The organism is Streptomyces sp. CA-111067 (assembly GCF_050956065.1).
GTDB lineage: Bacteria > Actinomycetota > Actinomycetes > Streptomycetales > Streptomycetaceae > Actinacidiphila.
In genome coordinates, this window is sequence record NZ_CP192103.1 from 2,739,680 (window position 1) to 2,756,375 (window position 16,696).

Genomic DNA, 16,696 nt, shown 5'->3' on the forward strand with positions numbered 1-16,696 from the left:
CCCCGACGACCCCTGATTCCCCTGGAGTCCCCGCCATGACAGCTGTCCGATCCGAGAGCACCCGGCTCTCCGACAATCCGGCCTCGCTCCGCTTCCCCCCGGGCTTCGTCTGGGGTGCGGCCACCGCCGCCTACCAGATCGAGGGAGCCGCCGCCGAGGACGGCCGTACCCCGTCGATCTGGGACACCTTCAGCCACACCCCCGGCCGCGTGCTCAACGGGGACACGGGTGACATCGCGGCCGACCACTACCACCGGTTCCGTGAGGACGTCGCGCTGATGTCCGAACTGGGCCTGGGCGCCTACCGGTTCTCGGTGTCCTGGCCGCGGGTGCAGCCGACCGGGCGCGGCCCGGCCGTGCAGCGCGGCCTGGACTTCTACCGGCAGCTCACCGACGAGCTGCTGGCGCACGGCATCACGCCGGTCGCCACCCTCTACCACTGGGACCTGCCGCAGGACCTGGAGGACGTCGGCGGCTGGACGGTGCGCGACACCGCCGAGCGGTTCGCCGAGTACACCGCGATCGTCGCGGGCGCGCTCGGCGACCGGGTGCCGTACTGGACGACGCTCAACGAGCCCTGGTGCTCGGCCTTCCTCGGCTACGGCTCGGGCGTGCACGCCCCCGGCAGGACCGAGCCGGAGTCGGCGCTCAAGGCCGTACACCACCTCAACCTCGCCCATGGCCGGGCGATCGGGGTGCTGCGCTCCGCCCTCCCCGCCACCGCGCAGACCTCGATCACCCTCAATCTGCACCAGATCCGGCCGCTCACGCAGTCGGCCGCCGACCAGGACGCGGCCCGCCGGATCGACGCCGTCGGCAACCGGGTGTTCCTCGACCCGATCCTGAAGGGCGTCTACCCCGCCGACCTGCTGGAGGACACCGCACACCTGGTGGACTGGCAGGCGCTGGTCAAGGACGGCGATCTCGACCAGATCTCCCGTCCGATCGACCTGCTCGGCCTCAACTACTACACGCCCACGCTGGTTTCGGACGGCCGGGCGAACAGCGACGGGCCGGCGATGCACCGCAACGACGGGCACGGGGCGAGCGACCACTCCCCCTGGCCCGGCTCCGAGCACGTCGCCTTCCACCTGCCGCCGGGCGAGACCACCGCGATGCGCTGGGCGGTGGACGCCACCGGGCTCTACGACCTGATCCACCGGATCGCCCGCGAGCACCCGGGACTTCCGACCATGGTGACGGAGAACGGCGCCGCCTACGACGACTACCTGTCGCCCGAGGGCACCGTCAACGACCCGCAGCGGATCGCCTACCTGCGCGGCCACCTGGCGGCGGTGCACCGCGCGATGGCCGAAGGGGCCGACGTGCGCGGCTACTTCCTGTGGTCGCTGATGGACAACTTCGAGTGGTCGTACGGCTACAGCAAGCGGTTCGGCGCGGTCTACGTGGACTTCTCCACGCAGCGGCGGATCCCGAAGCAGAGCGCGCACTGGTACGCGTCGGTGGCGCGGGACAACGTCCTTCCGGATCTCCCGGCGGAGGACGGGAGACCTTGAGGGGACGGGTGCGGTGCGGACGGCCCGAGGGTGCTGTCCGCACCGCGCGCGGGCCGCTCCTCTTCCGTGGGGGTGGAAGAGGAACGACCCGCGGGGAGCTGGGAGTTGACCGCTCTGTCGACCGGCGGCCGGCTGGGCCAGGGCTCAGCCGGTGAAGGTGTTGAACGCCTTCGAGAAGTCGCCGTCGCTCTGCACGATCGAGCTGCACGAGGCGTCGGCCCAGCTCTGCGCGCCGCCCGCGCACTGCTTGTCGCGGGTCGCGGACCACATCGACAGCCAGGCGAGGCCCTTGGACTTCGCGAAGTCCGCGAGCTGGGTGGCGTCCGCGACGGTGAACTTCTCGGTGCTGACGTCGTTCACGCCGATCATCGGGGTGACCGCGATCTTGCCCCACGCGTCGGCGTCGGACAGTCCGAGCACGCTCTTGACCTGGGCCTGGGTGGCGGTGGCCGCGTCGATCGCGTACTGGCCCATGTCGCCGCTCAACGAGGCGCCGTAGTCCATCGCCATGATGTTGACCGCGTCCACGGCCACGCCGTTGCTCTTGGCGTTCGACAGCAGGTCGATGCCGTCCTGGGTGAGCCCGGTGGGCATCGCGGGCAGCGTGTAGGAGACCTGGAGTCCGCTGTGGCTGCCCTGGAGTTGGGCGATGGCCTGGGCGCGGCGGGTGTTGGCGGCGGTGTCCGGCAGCGCGCCGCCCTCGACGTCGAAGTCCACCTTGGTCAGCTTGAACTGGTCGATCACCTTGCCGTACGCGGCCGCCAGGTCGGAGGCGGAGGTGCAGGCCGAGGCCAGCTCGGTGCCGTTGGCGCCGCCGAACGAGACCCGGACGTCGCCGCCCGCCGCCCGCAGCGCGCCGATCTGCGCGGCGACCGCGTCGCTGCCGAGGTCGGTCACGCCGCCCCACTTGGGAACGCAGCCGCCGCCGGAGACGACGAAGGCCAGGTTGAACTGCTTGACGCCGTTGGCCTTGGAGGCGCCCACCAGGTCGTAGGCCGGGTAGAGCGAGGTGTCCACGTACGGCGCGAAGCCGCCGGTGGCCGCGGAGCCGCTGCCCGGGGCCGCGGGCGAGGTGGGCGGCTCGGTCGGCGGCCGCGTCGGGCTCTGGGTGGGGGTCGCGGTCTGGGTGGGGTGGCCGCTGGGCGTCGGCGTGGGTCCGTCGGAGACCGAGCACTTGGCGTCGTTGATCAGGCAGTTGAGCGGGTCGGCGGACGTTCCGGCGGCTGAGGTGCCGGTGTCGGCGACGAAGCCGATGTCGACGTGGCCGCCGGGGGCGATCGAGCCGTTCCAGCTCGCCGGTGTCACCGTCACGGTCTGGCCGGACACCTTGAAGGTGCCGTTCCACAGCGAGCTGATCGTCGTACCCGCCGGAAGGTCGAACTTCAGCGTCCAGCCGGCGAGCGTGCTGCCGGTGGCGTTGGTCACCTCGTACTGCCCGGTGTAACCGCCGCCCCAGTCACTGGTCTTGCTGAACGCGGCACCGACCGGCGCGGCACTCGCCGACCCCGCGAAGGCGAACGCGCCGCCCGCTATGGCGGCCGCGGCGGTGACCCCGCCGATGAGTTGCGCCTTACGGCTGGGACGGCGGCGGTGAGTTGATGCCATGAGCTGCCTGCCTCGTACTCGGGGGGAGGGGTACGCGGCAGCACGCTAGCGGGCGCGGATCGGACAAAAGCCCAGTCCAGGACGGGGGTGCGGGTTCTTATGCCGGGCTTAAGGATCGCGAATGGACGCCTTAACGTGCGACTGGCGGCCCCTGGGTGCCCACAGTTGCGGCCCGTCGTGGCTGGTCGCGCAGTTCCTCGCGCCCCTTCGGGGCCAGAACCCCGGTGGCCATCGTTACGGCCCGCCCCGCTTGCTCGCGCAGTTCCTCGCGCCCCTGACGGGGCGCCCCCGGCGTTGCGTCCCCGAAGGGGCGCGGGGAACTGCGCGCTCAGCCATAGCGGACCGCAACTGCGGCGGACGGGGTGCAGGCCCGATAGGGGCGCGGGGAACTGCGCGACCGGCCACGGCGGACCGCAGCTGTGGGGGTGGCGGGATCAGACGCGGCGGCGTTTGTGGCCCCTGCCGCCGGGCAGCACCTCGCCGGGGGCGCGAGACCGGGTCAGCCAGACGCGGATCTCCGCGCCGCCGAGCACGCTGCGGCCGATCGCCACGTCACCGCCCGTGGACTCGGCCACCCGCCGCACGATGTCCAGGCCGAGCCCCGTCGACCCGTGGCCGCCGTCGCCGTGGCCGCGGCGGACCGCCGCCGCCGGGTCTGCCACCCCCGGCCCCGCGTCGGAGACCAGCACGATCACCGCCTCCTCCGAACTGTGCATGTCCACCGCGAACGCCGTCCCGACCGGCGTGTGCCGGAAGACGTTGCCGAGCATCGCGTCCAGCGCCGCGGTCAGCTCGGCGCGGGCGACCGGCACCCGTACCGGCCGGTCCGCCCCGGCCGTGCGCACCTCGCGGTCCTCGTCCTCGGCCAGCGCCGACCAGAACGCCATCCGTTCGCGGATCACCTCCGCCGCGTCGCAGCCGGCCGCGCCCGCCGCCTGGCCGCGCTGCTCGCGGGCAGCCCGGATGATCTGGTCGACCTCGCGTTCCAGTTGGGCGACCGCCGCCCGGGTGTGCTCGGCGGCCGGACTGTCGCCGAGCGAGGCCGTGTTGAGCCGCAGCACGGTCAGCGGGGTGCGCAGCCGGTGCGAGAGGTCGGCGGCCAGCTCCCGTTCGCCCGCGAGCAGTTGGACGACCTGGTCGGCCATCGCGTTGAACGCCGCCGCCGCGGCCCGCAGTTCGCGCGGGCCCGCCTCCGGCACCCGTACCGCGAGGTCGCCCTCGCCGAGCCGGTGGGCGGCGCCGGCGAGCCGGGCGGCCGGGCGGATCATCCGGGTGCCGAGCCGGTCGGCGACGGCCACCGAGCCGACGATCAGGGCGAGTCCGACTCCGGCGAGTACCAGCCAGGCGGTGGCGACCCCGCGGGTGACGTCGCCGTCGGGGACGAACACCTCGGCGACCGCGATCGTCCCCGAGCTGACGGCGGTCGGCCGCAGCAGCGCGTACCCGCCGGGCACCCGTACGGTGGCGGCCTCGCCGTGGGTGGAGGCGGCGGCGAAGGCCGCGGCCGACGCCCGGGGCCGGCCGATCCGCACGGCCGGGCTGTGCGCGGTGGCCGGGATGCGCAGCGCGATCCGGTACTCAGCCCCGGCCTGGGTGGTGGCCACCGCCCGTTCCAGCTGGGTGCGGTCGGTGGTGATGGCCAGCGCGGGCGCTATCGCGGCGGCCTGCCGTTCCGCGTTGGTCAGCGCGCGGTCCCTGGCCAGCTCCTTGACGACCAGGCCGAGCGGCACGGCGAAGGCGATCACCACCATCGCCGTCACCGCGAGGCAGACCCGGACCAGCGCCCATCTCATCGCGCGCCCCGGACCTTCCCCGAACCCGCGCGCCCAGGGCTCATACCGGCGGCTCCAGCTTCACACCCACTCCGCGCAGGGTGTGCAGGTAGCGCGGCCTGGCCGCGGTCTCGCCGAGCTTGCGGCGCAGCCACGACAGGTGCACGTCGATCGTCTGGTCGTCGCCGTAGGACTGCTGCCAGACCTCCGCGAGCAGTTCGCGGCGGCCGACCACCACGCCGGGCCGGGCGGCCAGGAAGGCCAGCAGGTCGAACTCGCGCCGGGTGAGGTCGAGCGCGGCTCCGTCGAGCGAGGCCAGCCTGCGGCGTACGTCGATCCGCAGGCCGCCGACCTGCATCAGCGCGTCGGCGGCGGGCGCGGCGGTCCGGCTGTGCGCGCGGCGCAGCACCGCGGAGAGGCGGGCCGACAGGTGCTCCACAGAGAAAGGTTTCACCAGGTAGTCGTCCGCGCCCGCGTTGAGCAGCCTGACCACCTCGGCCTCGTCGTCCCGCGCGGTCGCCACGATCACCGGTACGTCGCTGAGCCCGCGCAGCATCTTCAGCGCCTCCGAGCCGTCCAGATCGGGCAGGCCGAGGTCCAGGATCACCACGTCGAAACCGACCTGGGCGACCTCGCGCAGCGCCTCAAGAGCCGTGCCCACGCTGCGGACCGTGTGCGCGGCCTCGGTGAGGTGCCGGATCAGGGCGGAGCGCACGAACTGGTCGTCCTCGACCACGAGCACACTTGCCATGCGCCGCAACCTAGCTCATCCGGCGGGTGTTCCGGTGGGCGCGGGCGGTGCGGCAGTATGGCGCGGGTGCCCAGAGGACTGCTCCACGGACTGCTCCACGCCGGCGCGTGGATGCTCACCACGGCGGCCGCGGTGACGCTGTCGTGGTTCGGGGTGCACTCGGTGCTGCGCAGCACCGCCTACGATCCGCCGCGCGCGCTGCCGATCAGCGGGCCGGCCTCGCAGCCGCCGGTCGCCTCCTCCACGCACCGGCCCGAGCCCTCGCCCACCGGCCGGGCCTCCGGCGGACCGGCCGCCCCGACGCACCCGGCCTCCCCCTCGCACACCGCTCCCCCGCCGACCTCGGCCGCGCCGCCGAAGCCGCCGCCCGGCACCCCGCGGGCCCCGGCGACCGCCAGCGGCGACACCGGTGACGTGCACGGATACGACCTGGCGGGCGGCCGGGTGGTGCTCGACCTGGGCGCCGACTCCGCCTCGCTGGTCTCCGCGACCCCCGACAAGGACTGGCAGATGCAGGTCTGGACGGAGCAGGGCTGGCTGCGGGTGACCTTCACCTCGGCCGACGGCACCTCGGCGTCCTCGGTCTTCTGCACCTGGAACGGGCATCCGCCGATCGTGCAGGCCTTCGAGAACTAGCCGGGCTGGGGCCGTTCAGTCGAAGGTGCGGGCGGGCGGCGGGGGTGAGGCGGTCGCCGTCGCGTCCGTGACGGGGGCGGCGCCGCCCGCGAACTCACCGAGCGTGCGGCCGTGTTCGACCCGGCCGGGGTGCGGGTCCGTGGCCACCCTTCGGGTCAGTTCGGCGACCGGCAGCTCGTGGTCGGCGGCATAGAGGATCGCGTTGCCGAACCGCTTGCCGCGCAGCACCGCCGGGTCGGCGGCCACGCACACCTGGCCGAACGCGGCCCGGGCGGTGGCGATCTGGCCGCGCAGGAAGGCCAGCGAGCCGCCGTCGGTGAGGTTGACGGCGTAGCCGCCGCTGCCGTCCGGGCGCAGCACCCGCTTGACGTCGGCGAGGAACTCGGCGGTCGTGAGGTGCGCTGGGGTGCGGGCACCGGCGAACACGTCGGTGATCACCAGGTCCGCCCAGCCGTCCGGCAGCTTCGCCAGCACCGCGCGGGCGTCGCCCTGCCGCACCCGGATCCGCCAGTTGCGGTCCCAGGGCAGCCGGGTCCTGACCAACTCGGTGAGCGCGGTGTCGAGTTCGGCGACCTGCTGGGTGGAGCGGGGCCGCGTGCAGGCGAGGTAGCGGGCCAGGGTCAGCGCGCCGCCGCCGAGGTGGACGGCCTGCAGCGGCCGCCCGGCGGGCGCGGCGAGGTCGATGACGTGGCCCAGCCGCCGCTGGTAGGCGAACGCCAGCCGGGCCGGATCGTCCAGGTCGACATGCGACTGGGGAGCGCCGTCGAGCAGCAGCGACCACCCCTGCGCCCGTTCCCGGTCCGGCACGAGCTCCGCGGTGCCGCCCGCCACCTGCGCGGCGAACGAGACGCGCCCGCCCGCCTTGCCGCCGTCCCGACCGCCGTCCTTGCTGCCGCGTCTGCCCGCCATGGGGCGATTATCCCTGGTCGGCGCCCGGGCTCCCGGGGGCGGCGCGGGCCAGGCCCGTCCGGTAGGCGATGACGACGAGTTGCGCCCGGTCGCGGGCGTCCAGCTTCGTCATGGCGCGCTGCACGTGGGCGCGGACGGTGAACGGGCTGAGGAACATCCGCTCGGCGATCTCCTGGTTGGACAGTCCGGTCGCGACCAGCGCCACCATCTCCCGTTCGCGCGGGGTGAGCACGGCGAGCTGCTCGGGGCTGTGCGACGGGGCGCCGTCCGGTGTGGCCAGGAAACGCGCGACCAGGGAGCGGGTGGCGGCCGGCGACAGAAGGGTGTCGCCTTCGGCGATCGTCCGCACGGCGTCCAGCAGGGCGTCGGCCCCGATGCCCTTGCCGATGAAGCCGCCGGCCCCCGCGCGCAGCGCCTGGGCCACGTACTCGTCGGTCTCGTACGTGGTGAGGATCAGGATGCGGCTGGCGCGCAGTTCCGGGTCGGCGCAGATCTCGGCCGTGGCGGTGAGGCCGTCCACCTCGGGCATCCGGATGTCCATGACGACCACGTCGGGGCGCAGCTCCCGGGTGAGCCGCACCGCCTCCCGGCCGTCGGCCGCCTCGCCGACCACGGTGATGTCGTCGGCGGTGTCGAGGAGCATCCGGAAGGCACCGCGCAGCAGGGCCTGGTCGTCGGCGAGCAGCACGCGCAGCGTCATGACGCCTCCCCTGCCTCTCCCTCGGCCCGCCGTGCGGTGTCCCTGACGGGCGGCAGGGGCAGCCGGGTGGAGACCAGGAAGCCGCCTTCGGGGCGGCTGGCCGCGGAGAGCTGCCCCCCGACCGCGGTGGCGCGTTCACGCATCCCGATCAGACCGTAGCCGGGCGGCCGGTCCTGCCCGGTGGACGCGGCCGGTCCGCCGGACCCACCCGGCCCCGTCGATGCGCTCCGCGCCTTTCGGGCGCCCGCCCCGTCGTCGGCGACGGTGATGTCCACCCGGTCGCGGCTCCAGGCCAGGCGCACCCGGGCGCTGCCGGTTCCGGCGTGCTTGGTCACGTTGGTCAGTGCCTCCTGGACGATGCGGTACGCGGTGAGGTCCACTCCCGGCGGCAGCGGCCTGGCCGGGCCCTCCTGCTGCACGGACACCTCAAGGCCAGCGCGGCGGAAGGACTCCAGGAGCGTGGGGAGCCGGGAGAGGCCGGGCGCCGGTTCCGCGGGCGCGGCCGCGTCTCCTGACTGGCGCAGCAGGCCGACCGTGGCCCGCAGTTCGTCGAGCGCGTTGCCGGTGGTCTCGACGAGTTCGTCCAGACTCCTGCGGGTCTGCTCCGGGCGCGCGTCGAAGAGGTGGGCGGCGACCGTGGCCTGCGCGTTGGCCAGGGTGATCTGGTGGGCCACGAGGTCGTGCAGTTCCCGGGCGATCCGCACCCGCTCCTCGGCCACCCTGCGGCGCGCCTCGCTGTCCCGGCTCTCCTCGGCCCGCCGGGCCCGCTCCTCCACGGCCGCCAGGTAGGCCCGCCGGTTCCGCACCGAGTGGCCGAGGATGCCGGCCATCAGCGGGAACGCCGCCACCGAGCCCATCCTGCTGGCGTCCTGCCACGACAGACCGCCGGAGGTGGGGGTGGCGGCGACCAGCAGCGCCGCGGCGCTGAGCGACACCGCGGCCACCGCCCGCCGTTCGGTGCGGGCGGTGAGCGAGTAGGAGTAGGCGGTGATCACGGCGGGGGCCTCGATGAGCGGGCTCAGCAGCAGCCCCAGCGGCTGCACCAGCACGCCGCCCGCGGTGGTGACCGCCATGGCCGCCAGTGGTGCCCGGTGCCGCAGCGGCAGCACGACGCAGGTCAGCACGGCGATGAGGTAGGCGGCGGCGGGCGGCGCCGACACCGTGTTGTCGACCTGCACCACGCCGCCGAGCAGGCAGAGCGCGAACGCCGTCGCCGTGATCGCGCCCTCCCGCCACCACGTGCCGCGTGATGGCGGGGCGCCGCTTTCCGGGTTCGTCATGGCCGGCTCAGTCCCAGCCGACGGGGAGCCGCGGCACCGCCGTGTCCGGCCCGGCCGCGGGTGCCGGGACACGCCTGCTCAGTGCCTCGCCCTCTATGTCCACGTTCGGCAGCACACGGTTCAGACTACGGGGCAGCCACCAGGCACGGTGGCCGAGCAGCGCCAGGACCGCGGGCGCGATGGCCATCCTGACCACGAAGGCGTCGAAGGCGACGGCGGAGGCCAGGCCGGCGCCCATCGTCTGGATGGTCGGGCTGTCGATCCCGATGAATCCGGTGAACACGCTGATCATGATGATCGCCGCCGCGGCCACCACCCGCCCGCTGTGCCGGAACCCGCTGACGATCGCCTCGCCGGGAGAGGCGCCGCGGACGTAGGACTCCCGCATCCGGGTGAGGAGGAAGACCTCGTAGTCCATGGCGAGCCCGAACACGATCCCGATGATCAGGATCGGCATCAGCGACATGACCGGTCCGGTCTGCTCGATGCCGGCCAGGTCGGCCCCCCAGCCCCACTGGAAGACGGCGACCAGCACGCCGAAGGCGGCACCCACCGACAGCAGGAAGCCGAGCGCGGCCTTGACCGGGACCAGGACCGAGCGGAAGACCACCAGCAGCAGGAGCATCGCCAGGCCGATGACCACGGTCAGATAGGGGATGAGGGCGTCGGACATCGCCTCGGAGATGTCGATGTTCAGCGCAGTGGTGCCGGTCACCAGGATGCGGGCGCCGGAGCCGGCCTCGATGCCGGAGACCTCGCCGCGGATCGAGTGCACCAGGTCCTTGGTGGCGGCGCTGTTGGGCGCGTCCCGCGGGACGGCGGTGAGGACGGCGGTGTCCTTGGCCGGGCTGAGTACCCGGTCGCCGACCGACGCCACCCCGTCCATCGCCCGCAGGTCCTTGACGACCAGATCCGTGGTGGCCCGGGTGTCCGCGGCGTTCGGCGTGTCCACGACGACGGTCAGCGGGCCGTTGAAGCCGGGGCCGAAGCCTTCTGACAGCAGGTCGTAGGCGCGCCGCTCGGTGGTCTGCACCGGCTTGGACTCGTCTCCCGGCAGCCCGAGGTCCAGGCTCAGCGCGGGCACGGCCACGGCGCCGAGACCCAGTCCCGCGACCAGCAGCACGGTCACCGGCCTGCGCAGCACGAACCGCGCCCAGCGGGTGCCGAGCCCGGGCCGGCCGGCCGCTGCCGGCACCGGTCGCGGGCGCCTGCTTCGCGGCCGGTCGGCCCTGCGGACGGCACGGGACAGTATCCGCCGGCCGAAGGAGCCGAAGAGCGCGGGGACCAGGGTCAGCGCGACCAGGACGGCGAGCGCCACGGCGCCCGCACCGCCCAGGCCCATCTTGGTGAGTTCGGGGATTCCGACGACCCCGAGGCCGGCCAGCGCGATGACGACGGTCGCGCCGGCGAAGACGACGGCCGATCCGGCGGTGCCCACCGCCAGGCCGGCGGCCTCCTCCGGCGCGCTGCCTCGGGCGCGCTCCTCGCGGAAGCGGGAGGTGATGAAGAGCGCGTAGTCGATGCCGACGGCGAGTCCCAGCATCAGCGCCAGGATGGCGACGGTGGACGACAGGCCGAGCGGCACGGCCAGCGCGGAGACCAGGCCGAACGCGATGGCGACGCCCAGGAAGGCGGTCAGCAGCGGCAGTCCGGCCGCGACCAGCGACCCGAGGGCGACGATCAGCACCACCGCGGCGACCACCACGCCGACGAGCTCGGTCGTACCGCCGGGCGACACTTCCGAGTCCAGCGCCGAACCGCCCGTCTCCACCGTCAGCCCCGCGTCCCTGGCGTGGCTCGCCGCGGCGTCGAGGACCTTCTTCGTCGGCTCGCTCAGGTCCACGGCGTCCGCGGTGTAGGTGATCGTGGAGTAGGCGATGGTGCCGTCCTTGCTGACGGCGCCGGCCTTGTAGGGGTCGGTGGCCGAGGCGGTCTGATCGCCGCCCTCCAGCGAGCCGACCGCGTCCTCGACGGCCGCCTTGTTCGGGCCGGCCGTCACCTTCTGCCCGTCCGGGGCCTGGAACACCAGGCGTGCCTCGGCGCCCTGGGAGTTGCCGTGCGGGAAGCGCTCGTCCAGCAGGTCGAACGCCTTCTGCGACTCGGTGCCCGGCATGGCCAGGTCCTCGTCCTTGCCCTCGGGCGCCGTGGCGGCGGCGATCCCGGCGACCACCAGGGCGCCGAGCCACAGACCGATCACGAGCCGGCGACGCCGGAAGGACCACCGTCCGATCCGGTAGAGAAATGTGGCCACCTGTCGATCACTCCAGACACCGATGAGAAGGCGGAACGCGTGTGTTTCACGCGATTCCAACCCTTCCTTTCGGCGCCTCGCCGGGCATCGTCCCCAGCCGCCGTCTTCGCCTGGTGCGCTCGGACCAGCCGCTCAGCTGTCCTGGTGCGTACGCACCAGATGCCAGGCGTCAGCGGTGAGCGGGCCCGAGCGGTGACCGGCCGGCGGCGCTCAGCAGAGGCCGGGTGGCGGCAGCGGGCGGTAGGAGTCCACCAGCTCGACGTTGCGGGCGGCCTCGCCGAGGGCGGCGCGCAGCACTGTGGGGTCGGTGACGGGCGTGTTGTCGGTCTGCGGGGGGACCAGCCAGCCGACCGGGGGGCCGCCGTCGAGTACCAGGCCGCGGCCGTCGGTGCTGGTGCACGAACTGCCGGGCACGTCCCAGCAGTCGGCGGTGCCCGGCGGCACCAGGAACGCCAGGCTGTCGCCGGTGCGGTCGTGCAGGACCGGGCCGACGCCGGTGCTGAGCCGGAGGAGGTCCACCGCCTCCAGGCCCTGGCGGGTCGGGACGGTCACCAGATCGCAGGGCGGGGGCAGTTCACCGCGCTCCGCCGTCGGACCCGATGTGTGTGACCTGCTGATGTCCAACAAGGCAAACCCTCCTCTTCGAATCACGATGGGATCGGCGCGAAGTGGTCGATGCCACACCTCATACAACGCCGCCCGGCGTCAACGGCTACGCGTGATTGACGCCGTAAGGGGTGGCGTTTCATGGCGGATCGTGCGTTGGATATCCGTTTTGTAGGCAAATTCCGCTTATGCGGATCCGATGCGGCCGGTACCGTCGTCCCGCCGCCGAGCGGCACGGAGAGTTTGCGGAGAGTGACGATGACGCCCTTCCCGACCCAGCGAGCCGCCCCCAACACCTCGTTCAGGCAACTGCGCGGCGACCGTTCGCCCGCCGAGTTCGCCGCGGCGGTGCGACGGGCGGCGCGGGAGATCGGCGAGCAGGTGAGCTGTGACGCCCGGTACATCGGGCGGCTGGAGTCCGGCGAGATCCGCTGCCCCAACTACGCCTACGAACGGGTCTTCCGCCATATGTTCCCCGGTCTCGGGCCCGCCGACCTCGGCTTCGCGCCGCGCAAGTCGGTACGGGGCCGGCGCCGGCCTCCCGCCGCCGCCGCGTCCCCGGCCGCCGCACCGTACGACGCGTACGGGACGTACGAGGGGAACGGCGCCTGCCGGACGTATGACAACCCGTACGACACGCTGACGTATGAGGAGGGTGACGTGCTGCGGCGCGCCTTCATGGCCGGCGGGTCGGCCGCGCTGGCCACCGTACTGCTGCCGCGCAGCGCCCCGCCCGCGCGGGCCGGCGCCGCCGAGGTGCGGTCGGTGCGCGAGGCCGTCCGGCAGATCCGGCTGCACGACGACCGGCACGGCGCCGACGGGCTCTACGCCCAGGCCGGGGACGCCCTGCGGGCCGCCTACCGGCTGCTCGACGAGACCGCGCACGGCCCCGCCACCGCCGCGGGGCTCGCCTCCGGCGCCGGTGAACTGGCCGTGTCCGTCGGCTGGTTGGCGCACGACTCGGGGCGGCTGGCCGAGGCGCGCTCGTACTACGCGGAGGCGCAGGCCACCGCGCGGATGGCCGCCGACCCGGCGCTCGAGGTGCACGCGTTCTGCAACACGGCGTTCCTCGCCAGGGACGCCGGGCAGCCCCGGGAGGCGGTACGGGCCGCGCAGGCCGCGCAGTTGCTCGCCCGGCGGTTCGGCTCGCCCCGGCTGCTGGCGCTGCTGGCGCTGCGCGAGGCGGGCGGCCGGGCCGGGCTCGGCGACCGGCGGGGCTGCGAACTCACCCTGGCCCGGGCGCAGTCGCTCTACGCGAGCGGGCCGCGGGACGCCGACCCCGAGTGGATGAGCTTCTTCGGCGAGGCCGAGTTCGCCGGACTTGAGGCGCAGGCGTTCTCCGCACTCGGCCTGTACGAGCGGGCCGTCGAGGCGGCCCGCCGCGCCGTCCGGCTGCAGAATCCGCACTTCACCCGGAACGTGGCGCTCTACGAGGCCGAACTCGCCCTGAACCTGGGCCGGTCGGGGGCCCGGGAGGAGTCCGCGGCGGCGGCGACCAGGGCGCGGGCGCTGCTGTCAGGGGTGCACTCCACGCGGATCCGCCGGATGCTCACGGCGGCGGCCTGACGCGGCCGGCCCGCCGTCCCCGCCCGGGCCGCCGGCCGGCCCGCCGTCCCAGTCGACCCGCAGTCCCGGGCTGCCGGCCCGGTCCACCCGCCACGGACCCCGGCCCGACCCGCCACGGACCCCGGCCCCGCCCGCCATCGACCGCACGGACCTCCGCCGTCGAACCGCCGCCAACCGCCGTCAGCCCAAGTGCCCCGTGTCGTTCCAGCGCTCCAACGCCGGTGCCCCGTAGGCCCAGCCGAGGATCGACAGCGACGCGGGGTCTAGGCGCAGCGCCGCGGCGAAGGTCGGCGGGAGGTCCAGCCACCGGGCGCCCAGCGTGCGCAGGAAGTGCCCGTGCGCAAAGACCAGCACGTCACGTTCCGCGGACCGCGCCCAGTTGACGACCTCGTCCGCTCGCGCCGCGACCTCCGCCAGCGTCTCGCCACCGGGCACACCGTCCCGCCACACGTTCCAGCCCGGGCGCAGCTCCTGGAGCTCGTCCGGGGTCAGGCCCTCGTAGCGGCCGTAGTCCCATTCGAGCAGCGCGTCCCACTCCTTGGCCCCGGCGAAGCCGGCCAGCTCGCAGGTCTCGGCCGCCCGCCGCAGCGGGCTCGTCCGCACCTCGACGCCGGGCAGCCCGTCCCACGGGGCACCGGCCAGGCGCGCGCCGAGCACCCGCGCGGTGCGCCGCCCCTCGTCGGTGAGCGGGATGTCGGTACGGCCGGTGTGCCGCCCGTTCAGTGACCATTCCGTCTGGCCGTGTCTGACCAGAAGAATGCGCGGAGCCATGCGCGGCGGCCTCTCGTGAGCGACGGTTCGTGGGCGGGCGATCCTGAGCGGCGGATCGCCAAGCGGCGAATCGTGGAGCAGCAGTTCGTGAAGCGGAAAAGCTCAATAATGCCGCATCGCCCGCCGGCCCCGCCCACCACCCGCTCGCCGGCCCGGCCCGCCGCTCGCCACTCACCGGCCCCCGCCGCCCGCTCGCCGCGCCGCCCGCGCTCAACTCGCCACGCCACCCGCACTCAGCGCCCGCCGAGCAGCCCCCGCAGCACGCCGTCGAGCCCGTACTCGTACTGCACCGCGCCCTCGTCCTGCGCGCAGAGCAGTTCCGGCACCAGGTCGACCAGGGTCGGGTAGCGGTCGGCCGGCAGCACGTCGAGCTTCGCGCGGACCCGCTCCCGTGCCCCGTCCTCGCTCAGCGCACGCGCCCTGCGGGTGTTCCACAGCGCCGAGCCGATCGTGTACTGCATGAGCGCCACGTGCGCGCGGGCCGCGTCGCAGCGGGACAGCCCCACCGAGCGCAGCAGCGCCAGCATCCGGTCGATCACGGCGATCGCGTCCTCGCCGCCTATCTGGCGGGTGGTGAGCAGTTGCAGCGCGGAGGGGTGCTCGGTGAAGAGCCGGTAGACGCCGCGGCAGACCTCGTGCAGCTCGCCGCGCGGATCGGCGGTCCCGGCCGGCGGAAGCTCTATCGTGTCGAGCAGCCGCTGCGCGACGGCGTCGCTGATCTCGTCCTTGCCGCGGAAGTGCGAGTAGACCGCCATGGTGCCGACGCCGAGCTGCTCGGCCAGTGCCCGCATGGTGAACGCCTCGGCGCCGTCGCGGTCGAGCAGGGTGATCGCGGCATCGAGGATACGGTCGGGGTTGAGCGAGTTGCGGGGCGCGCGGCGCCGCGCGGAGCGGACGGGCTGGGCGACGGGCATCGGATTCTCTTGTTCTCGACCTTCGGTACGGCTCGGAGTGCCTCGCGGCAGGCAACCCGGGAGCGCGGTCCCGGCGTCATCAAGTGTGCATACCCTGCCACGGAACGTTGAACACCGTACGAACTCGGGGTTTCCGCGGAAATACCGGGGCGATGTGCTTACGTTCTAACGTACGTCGTACGGTAGAGGGTACGTCAAAAGGCGGTTGTGACGACCGCCGGACGGCGGCGCAGCCTGTGCGGCCCGCATAGGCTGAGGGGCCCGCAGGGCCGACCGGAACGACACGCGTGACCGTAGAGAACCTGGAGAGACGTCCGCATGACGATCACCGCCACCGTGCCGCGTGCCGCCGCCTACCGTGGCCGGCTGCGCTGGTGGACCGAGCTGCCGCTCATCGCCGTCATCTACGCGCTCTACTCGGGCGCCCGCCTGCTGGTCCGCGGTGACGTGGGCGACGCCGTCGAGCACGGCGCGGACATCCTGCACTTCGAGCAGATCCTGCACCTGGACCCCGAACGGTGGTTCAACCGGCTCTTCACCCATCACGCGTTCCTGGGTGTGCCGGCGGACTTCGCGTACGCCTCGCTGCACTACATCGTCACGCCGGCGGTCCTGGTCTGGCTCTGGCGCCGCCGCCCCACGCACTACCGCATGGCCCGCACCTGGCTGATGATCTCCACCCTGATCGGGCTGATCGGCTTCACCCTGGTGCCCACCGCGCCGCCCCGGCTGCTGCCCGGCGGGCACGGCTTCATCGACACCATGGCGCAGTACGGGTCGTACGGCTGGTGGGGTACGGACGCGAGCGCGCCGCGCGGCATGGGGCACCTGACCAACCAGTACGCGGCGATGCCGAGCCTGCACGTCGGCTGGTCGCTGTGGTGCGGGCTCATGCTCTTCCGCTACGGACGCAACTGGTTCGTCCGCACCCTCGGCGTGATCTACCCGCTGATGACCGCGTTCGTGGTCATGGGCACGGCCAACCACTACCTGCTGGATGCGGCGGCCGGCGTGGCCGTGATGGGGATCGGCTACCTGCTGGCCAGGCCCGCGCTGCGGTACACCGACCGGGTGCAGGCGAGGGCGCGCAAGGCGCTGGGCAGGGAGCAGGAGGAGGGGTCGTCGCTGGTCGCGGCTTCGTCCTCGTCGTCCTCGGTGGACGGTTCGCCGGTGCCCGCTTCTTCGATGGAAGGCGGCTCTCCGGCCGGAGCCGCGCTGCTCGCCGACGGCGATACGCCGGCCGGCAGTGGCCCCGCTCCCGACGGCCCGAAGGGCGGCGGCACCGTCCCCGTACAGCGGCCGGTTTCCGTGCCGCGCGGGACCGGCGAGGGGGACGGCGACGGGCCGGACGAGGCCGCGGAACGCGCGTTCCCACCCGGTGAACACGCCGGACGCAGCTCCCGGATGTCCTAACCCGG

General features: G+C 73.8%; 14 protein-coding genes. 4 read left to right on the top strand and 10 right to left on the bottom strand.

Translation table 11 applies throughout. The features are described from left to right. Positions 1-35: 35 nt before the first annotated feature. On the top strand, positions 36-1,517 hold the full coding sequence (locus ACQPW6_RS11845) for a glycoside hydrolase family 1 protein (protein ID WP_433889543.1): 1,482 nt from the start codon (positions 36-38) through the stop codon (positions 1,515-1,517). A 144-nt stretch (positions 1,518-1,661) separates the two neighbouring features. On the opposite strand, the gene ACQPW6_RS11850 is transcribed toward ACQPW6_RS11845, so the two are convergent. The 3 genes from ACQPW6_RS11850 to ACQPW6_RS11860 form a co-directional block, all read right to left on the bottom strand. Then, the gene (locus tag ACQPW6_RS11850) at positions 1,662-3,122 is read right to left on the bottom strand and encodes a glycoside hydrolase family 18 protein (RefSeq protein ID WP_433889544.1); all 1,461 of its coding nucleotides are present in this window, start codon (positions 3,120-3,122) and stop codon (positions 1,662-1,664) included. A 434-nt stretch (positions 3,123-3,556) separates the two neighbouring features. Further along, complete coding sequence (locus ACQPW6_RS11855; RefSeq protein ID WP_433889545.1) at positions 3,557-4,915, bottom strand: sensor histidine kinase; 1,359 nt, start codon at positions 4,913-4,915, stop codon at positions 3,557-3,559. A gap of 40 nt (positions 4,916-4,955) precedes the next feature. Further along, positions 4,956-5,645, bottom strand: coding sequence for a response regulator transcription factor (locus ACQPW6_RS11860; protein ID WP_433889546.1), 690 nt, complete (start codon positions 5,643-5,645; stop codon positions 4,956-4,958). A 57-nt stretch (positions 5,646-5,702) separates the two neighbouring features. Between ACQPW6_RS11860 and ACQPW6_RS11865 the strand changes: the two genes are divergently transcribed. Next, positions 5,703-6,281, top strand: coding sequence for a hypothetical protein (locus ACQPW6_RS11865; RefSeq protein WP_433889547.1), 579 nt, complete (start codon positions 5,703-5,705; stop codon positions 6,279-6,281). Positions 6,282-6,296: 15 nt separating this feature from the next. Here ACQPW6_RS11865 and ACQPW6_RS11870 read toward each other — a convergent pair whose 3' ends face one another. The 5 genes from ACQPW6_RS11870 to ACQPW6_RS11890 form a co-directional block, all read right to left on the bottom strand. Then, a complete protein-coding gene (locus tag ACQPW6_RS11870; protein ID WP_433889548.1) occupies positions 6,297-7,190 on the bottom strand; it encodes a spermidine synthase in 894 nt (297 codons plus the stop codon). A 7-nt stretch (positions 7,191-7,197) separates the two neighbouring features. Beyond that, positions 7,198-7,890, bottom strand: coding sequence for a response regulator (locus ACQPW6_RS11875; RefSeq protein WP_433889549.1), 693 nt, complete (start codon positions 7,888-7,890; stop codon positions 7,198-7,200). Next, a complete protein-coding gene (locus ACQPW6_RS11880; protein WP_433889550.1) occupies positions 7,887-9,170 on the bottom strand; it encodes a sensor histidine kinase in 1,284 nt (427 codons plus the stop codon). The genes ACQPW6_RS11875 and ACQPW6_RS11880 overlap by 4 nt, the downstream gene beginning before the upstream one ends. 7 nt (positions 9,171-9,177) lie before the next feature. Continuing rightward, positions 9,178-11,421: an MMPL family transporter gene (locus ACQPW6_RS11885; protein ID WP_433889551.1), complete on the bottom strand. Its 2,244-nt coding sequence runs from the start codon at positions 11,419-11,421 to the stop codon at positions 9,178-9,180. A 210-nt stretch (positions 11,422-11,631) separates the two neighbouring features. Next, positions 11,632-12,048: a hypothetical protein gene (locus tag ACQPW6_RS11890; protein WP_433889552.1), complete on the bottom strand. Its 417-nt coding sequence runs from the start codon at positions 12,046-12,048 to the stop codon at positions 11,632-11,634. Positions 12,049-12,285: 237 nt separating this feature from the next. Between ACQPW6_RS11890 and ACQPW6_RS11895 the strand changes: the two genes are divergently transcribed. After that, positions 12,286-13,593 (top strand): tetratricopeptide repeat protein, encoded by a 1,308-nt coding sequence (locus ACQPW6_RS11895; protein WP_433889553.1) that lies wholly within the window; start codon positions 12,286-12,288, stop codon positions 13,591-13,593. 180 nt (positions 13,594-13,773) lie between these two features. On the opposite strand, the gene ACQPW6_RS11900 is transcribed toward ACQPW6_RS11895, so the two are convergent. Together ACQPW6_RS11900 and ACQPW6_RS11905 are read right to left on the bottom strand one after the other, a co-directional pair. Then, positions 13,774-14,364, bottom strand: coding sequence for a histidine phosphatase family protein (locus ACQPW6_RS11900; protein WP_433889554.1), 591 nt, complete (start codon positions 14,362-14,364; stop codon positions 13,774-13,776). Positions 14,365-14,597: 233 nt separating this feature from the next. Next, positions 14,598-15,278, bottom strand: a complete 681-nt coding sequence (locus ACQPW6_RS11905) for a TetR/AcrR family transcriptional regulator (RefSeq protein ID WP_433889555.1) — start codon at positions 15,276-15,278, stop codon at positions 14,598-14,600. 318 nt (positions 15,279-15,596) lie between these two features. On the opposite strand from ACQPW6_RS11905, the gene ACQPW6_RS11910 reads away from it, so the two are divergent. Further along, positions 15,597-16,691: a phosphatase PAP2 family protein gene (locus ACQPW6_RS11910; protein WP_433889556.1), complete on the top strand. Its 1,095-nt coding sequence runs from the start codon at positions 15,597-15,599 to the stop codon at positions 16,689-16,691. The last annotated feature ends 5 nt before the right edge of the window (positions 16,692-16,696 follow it).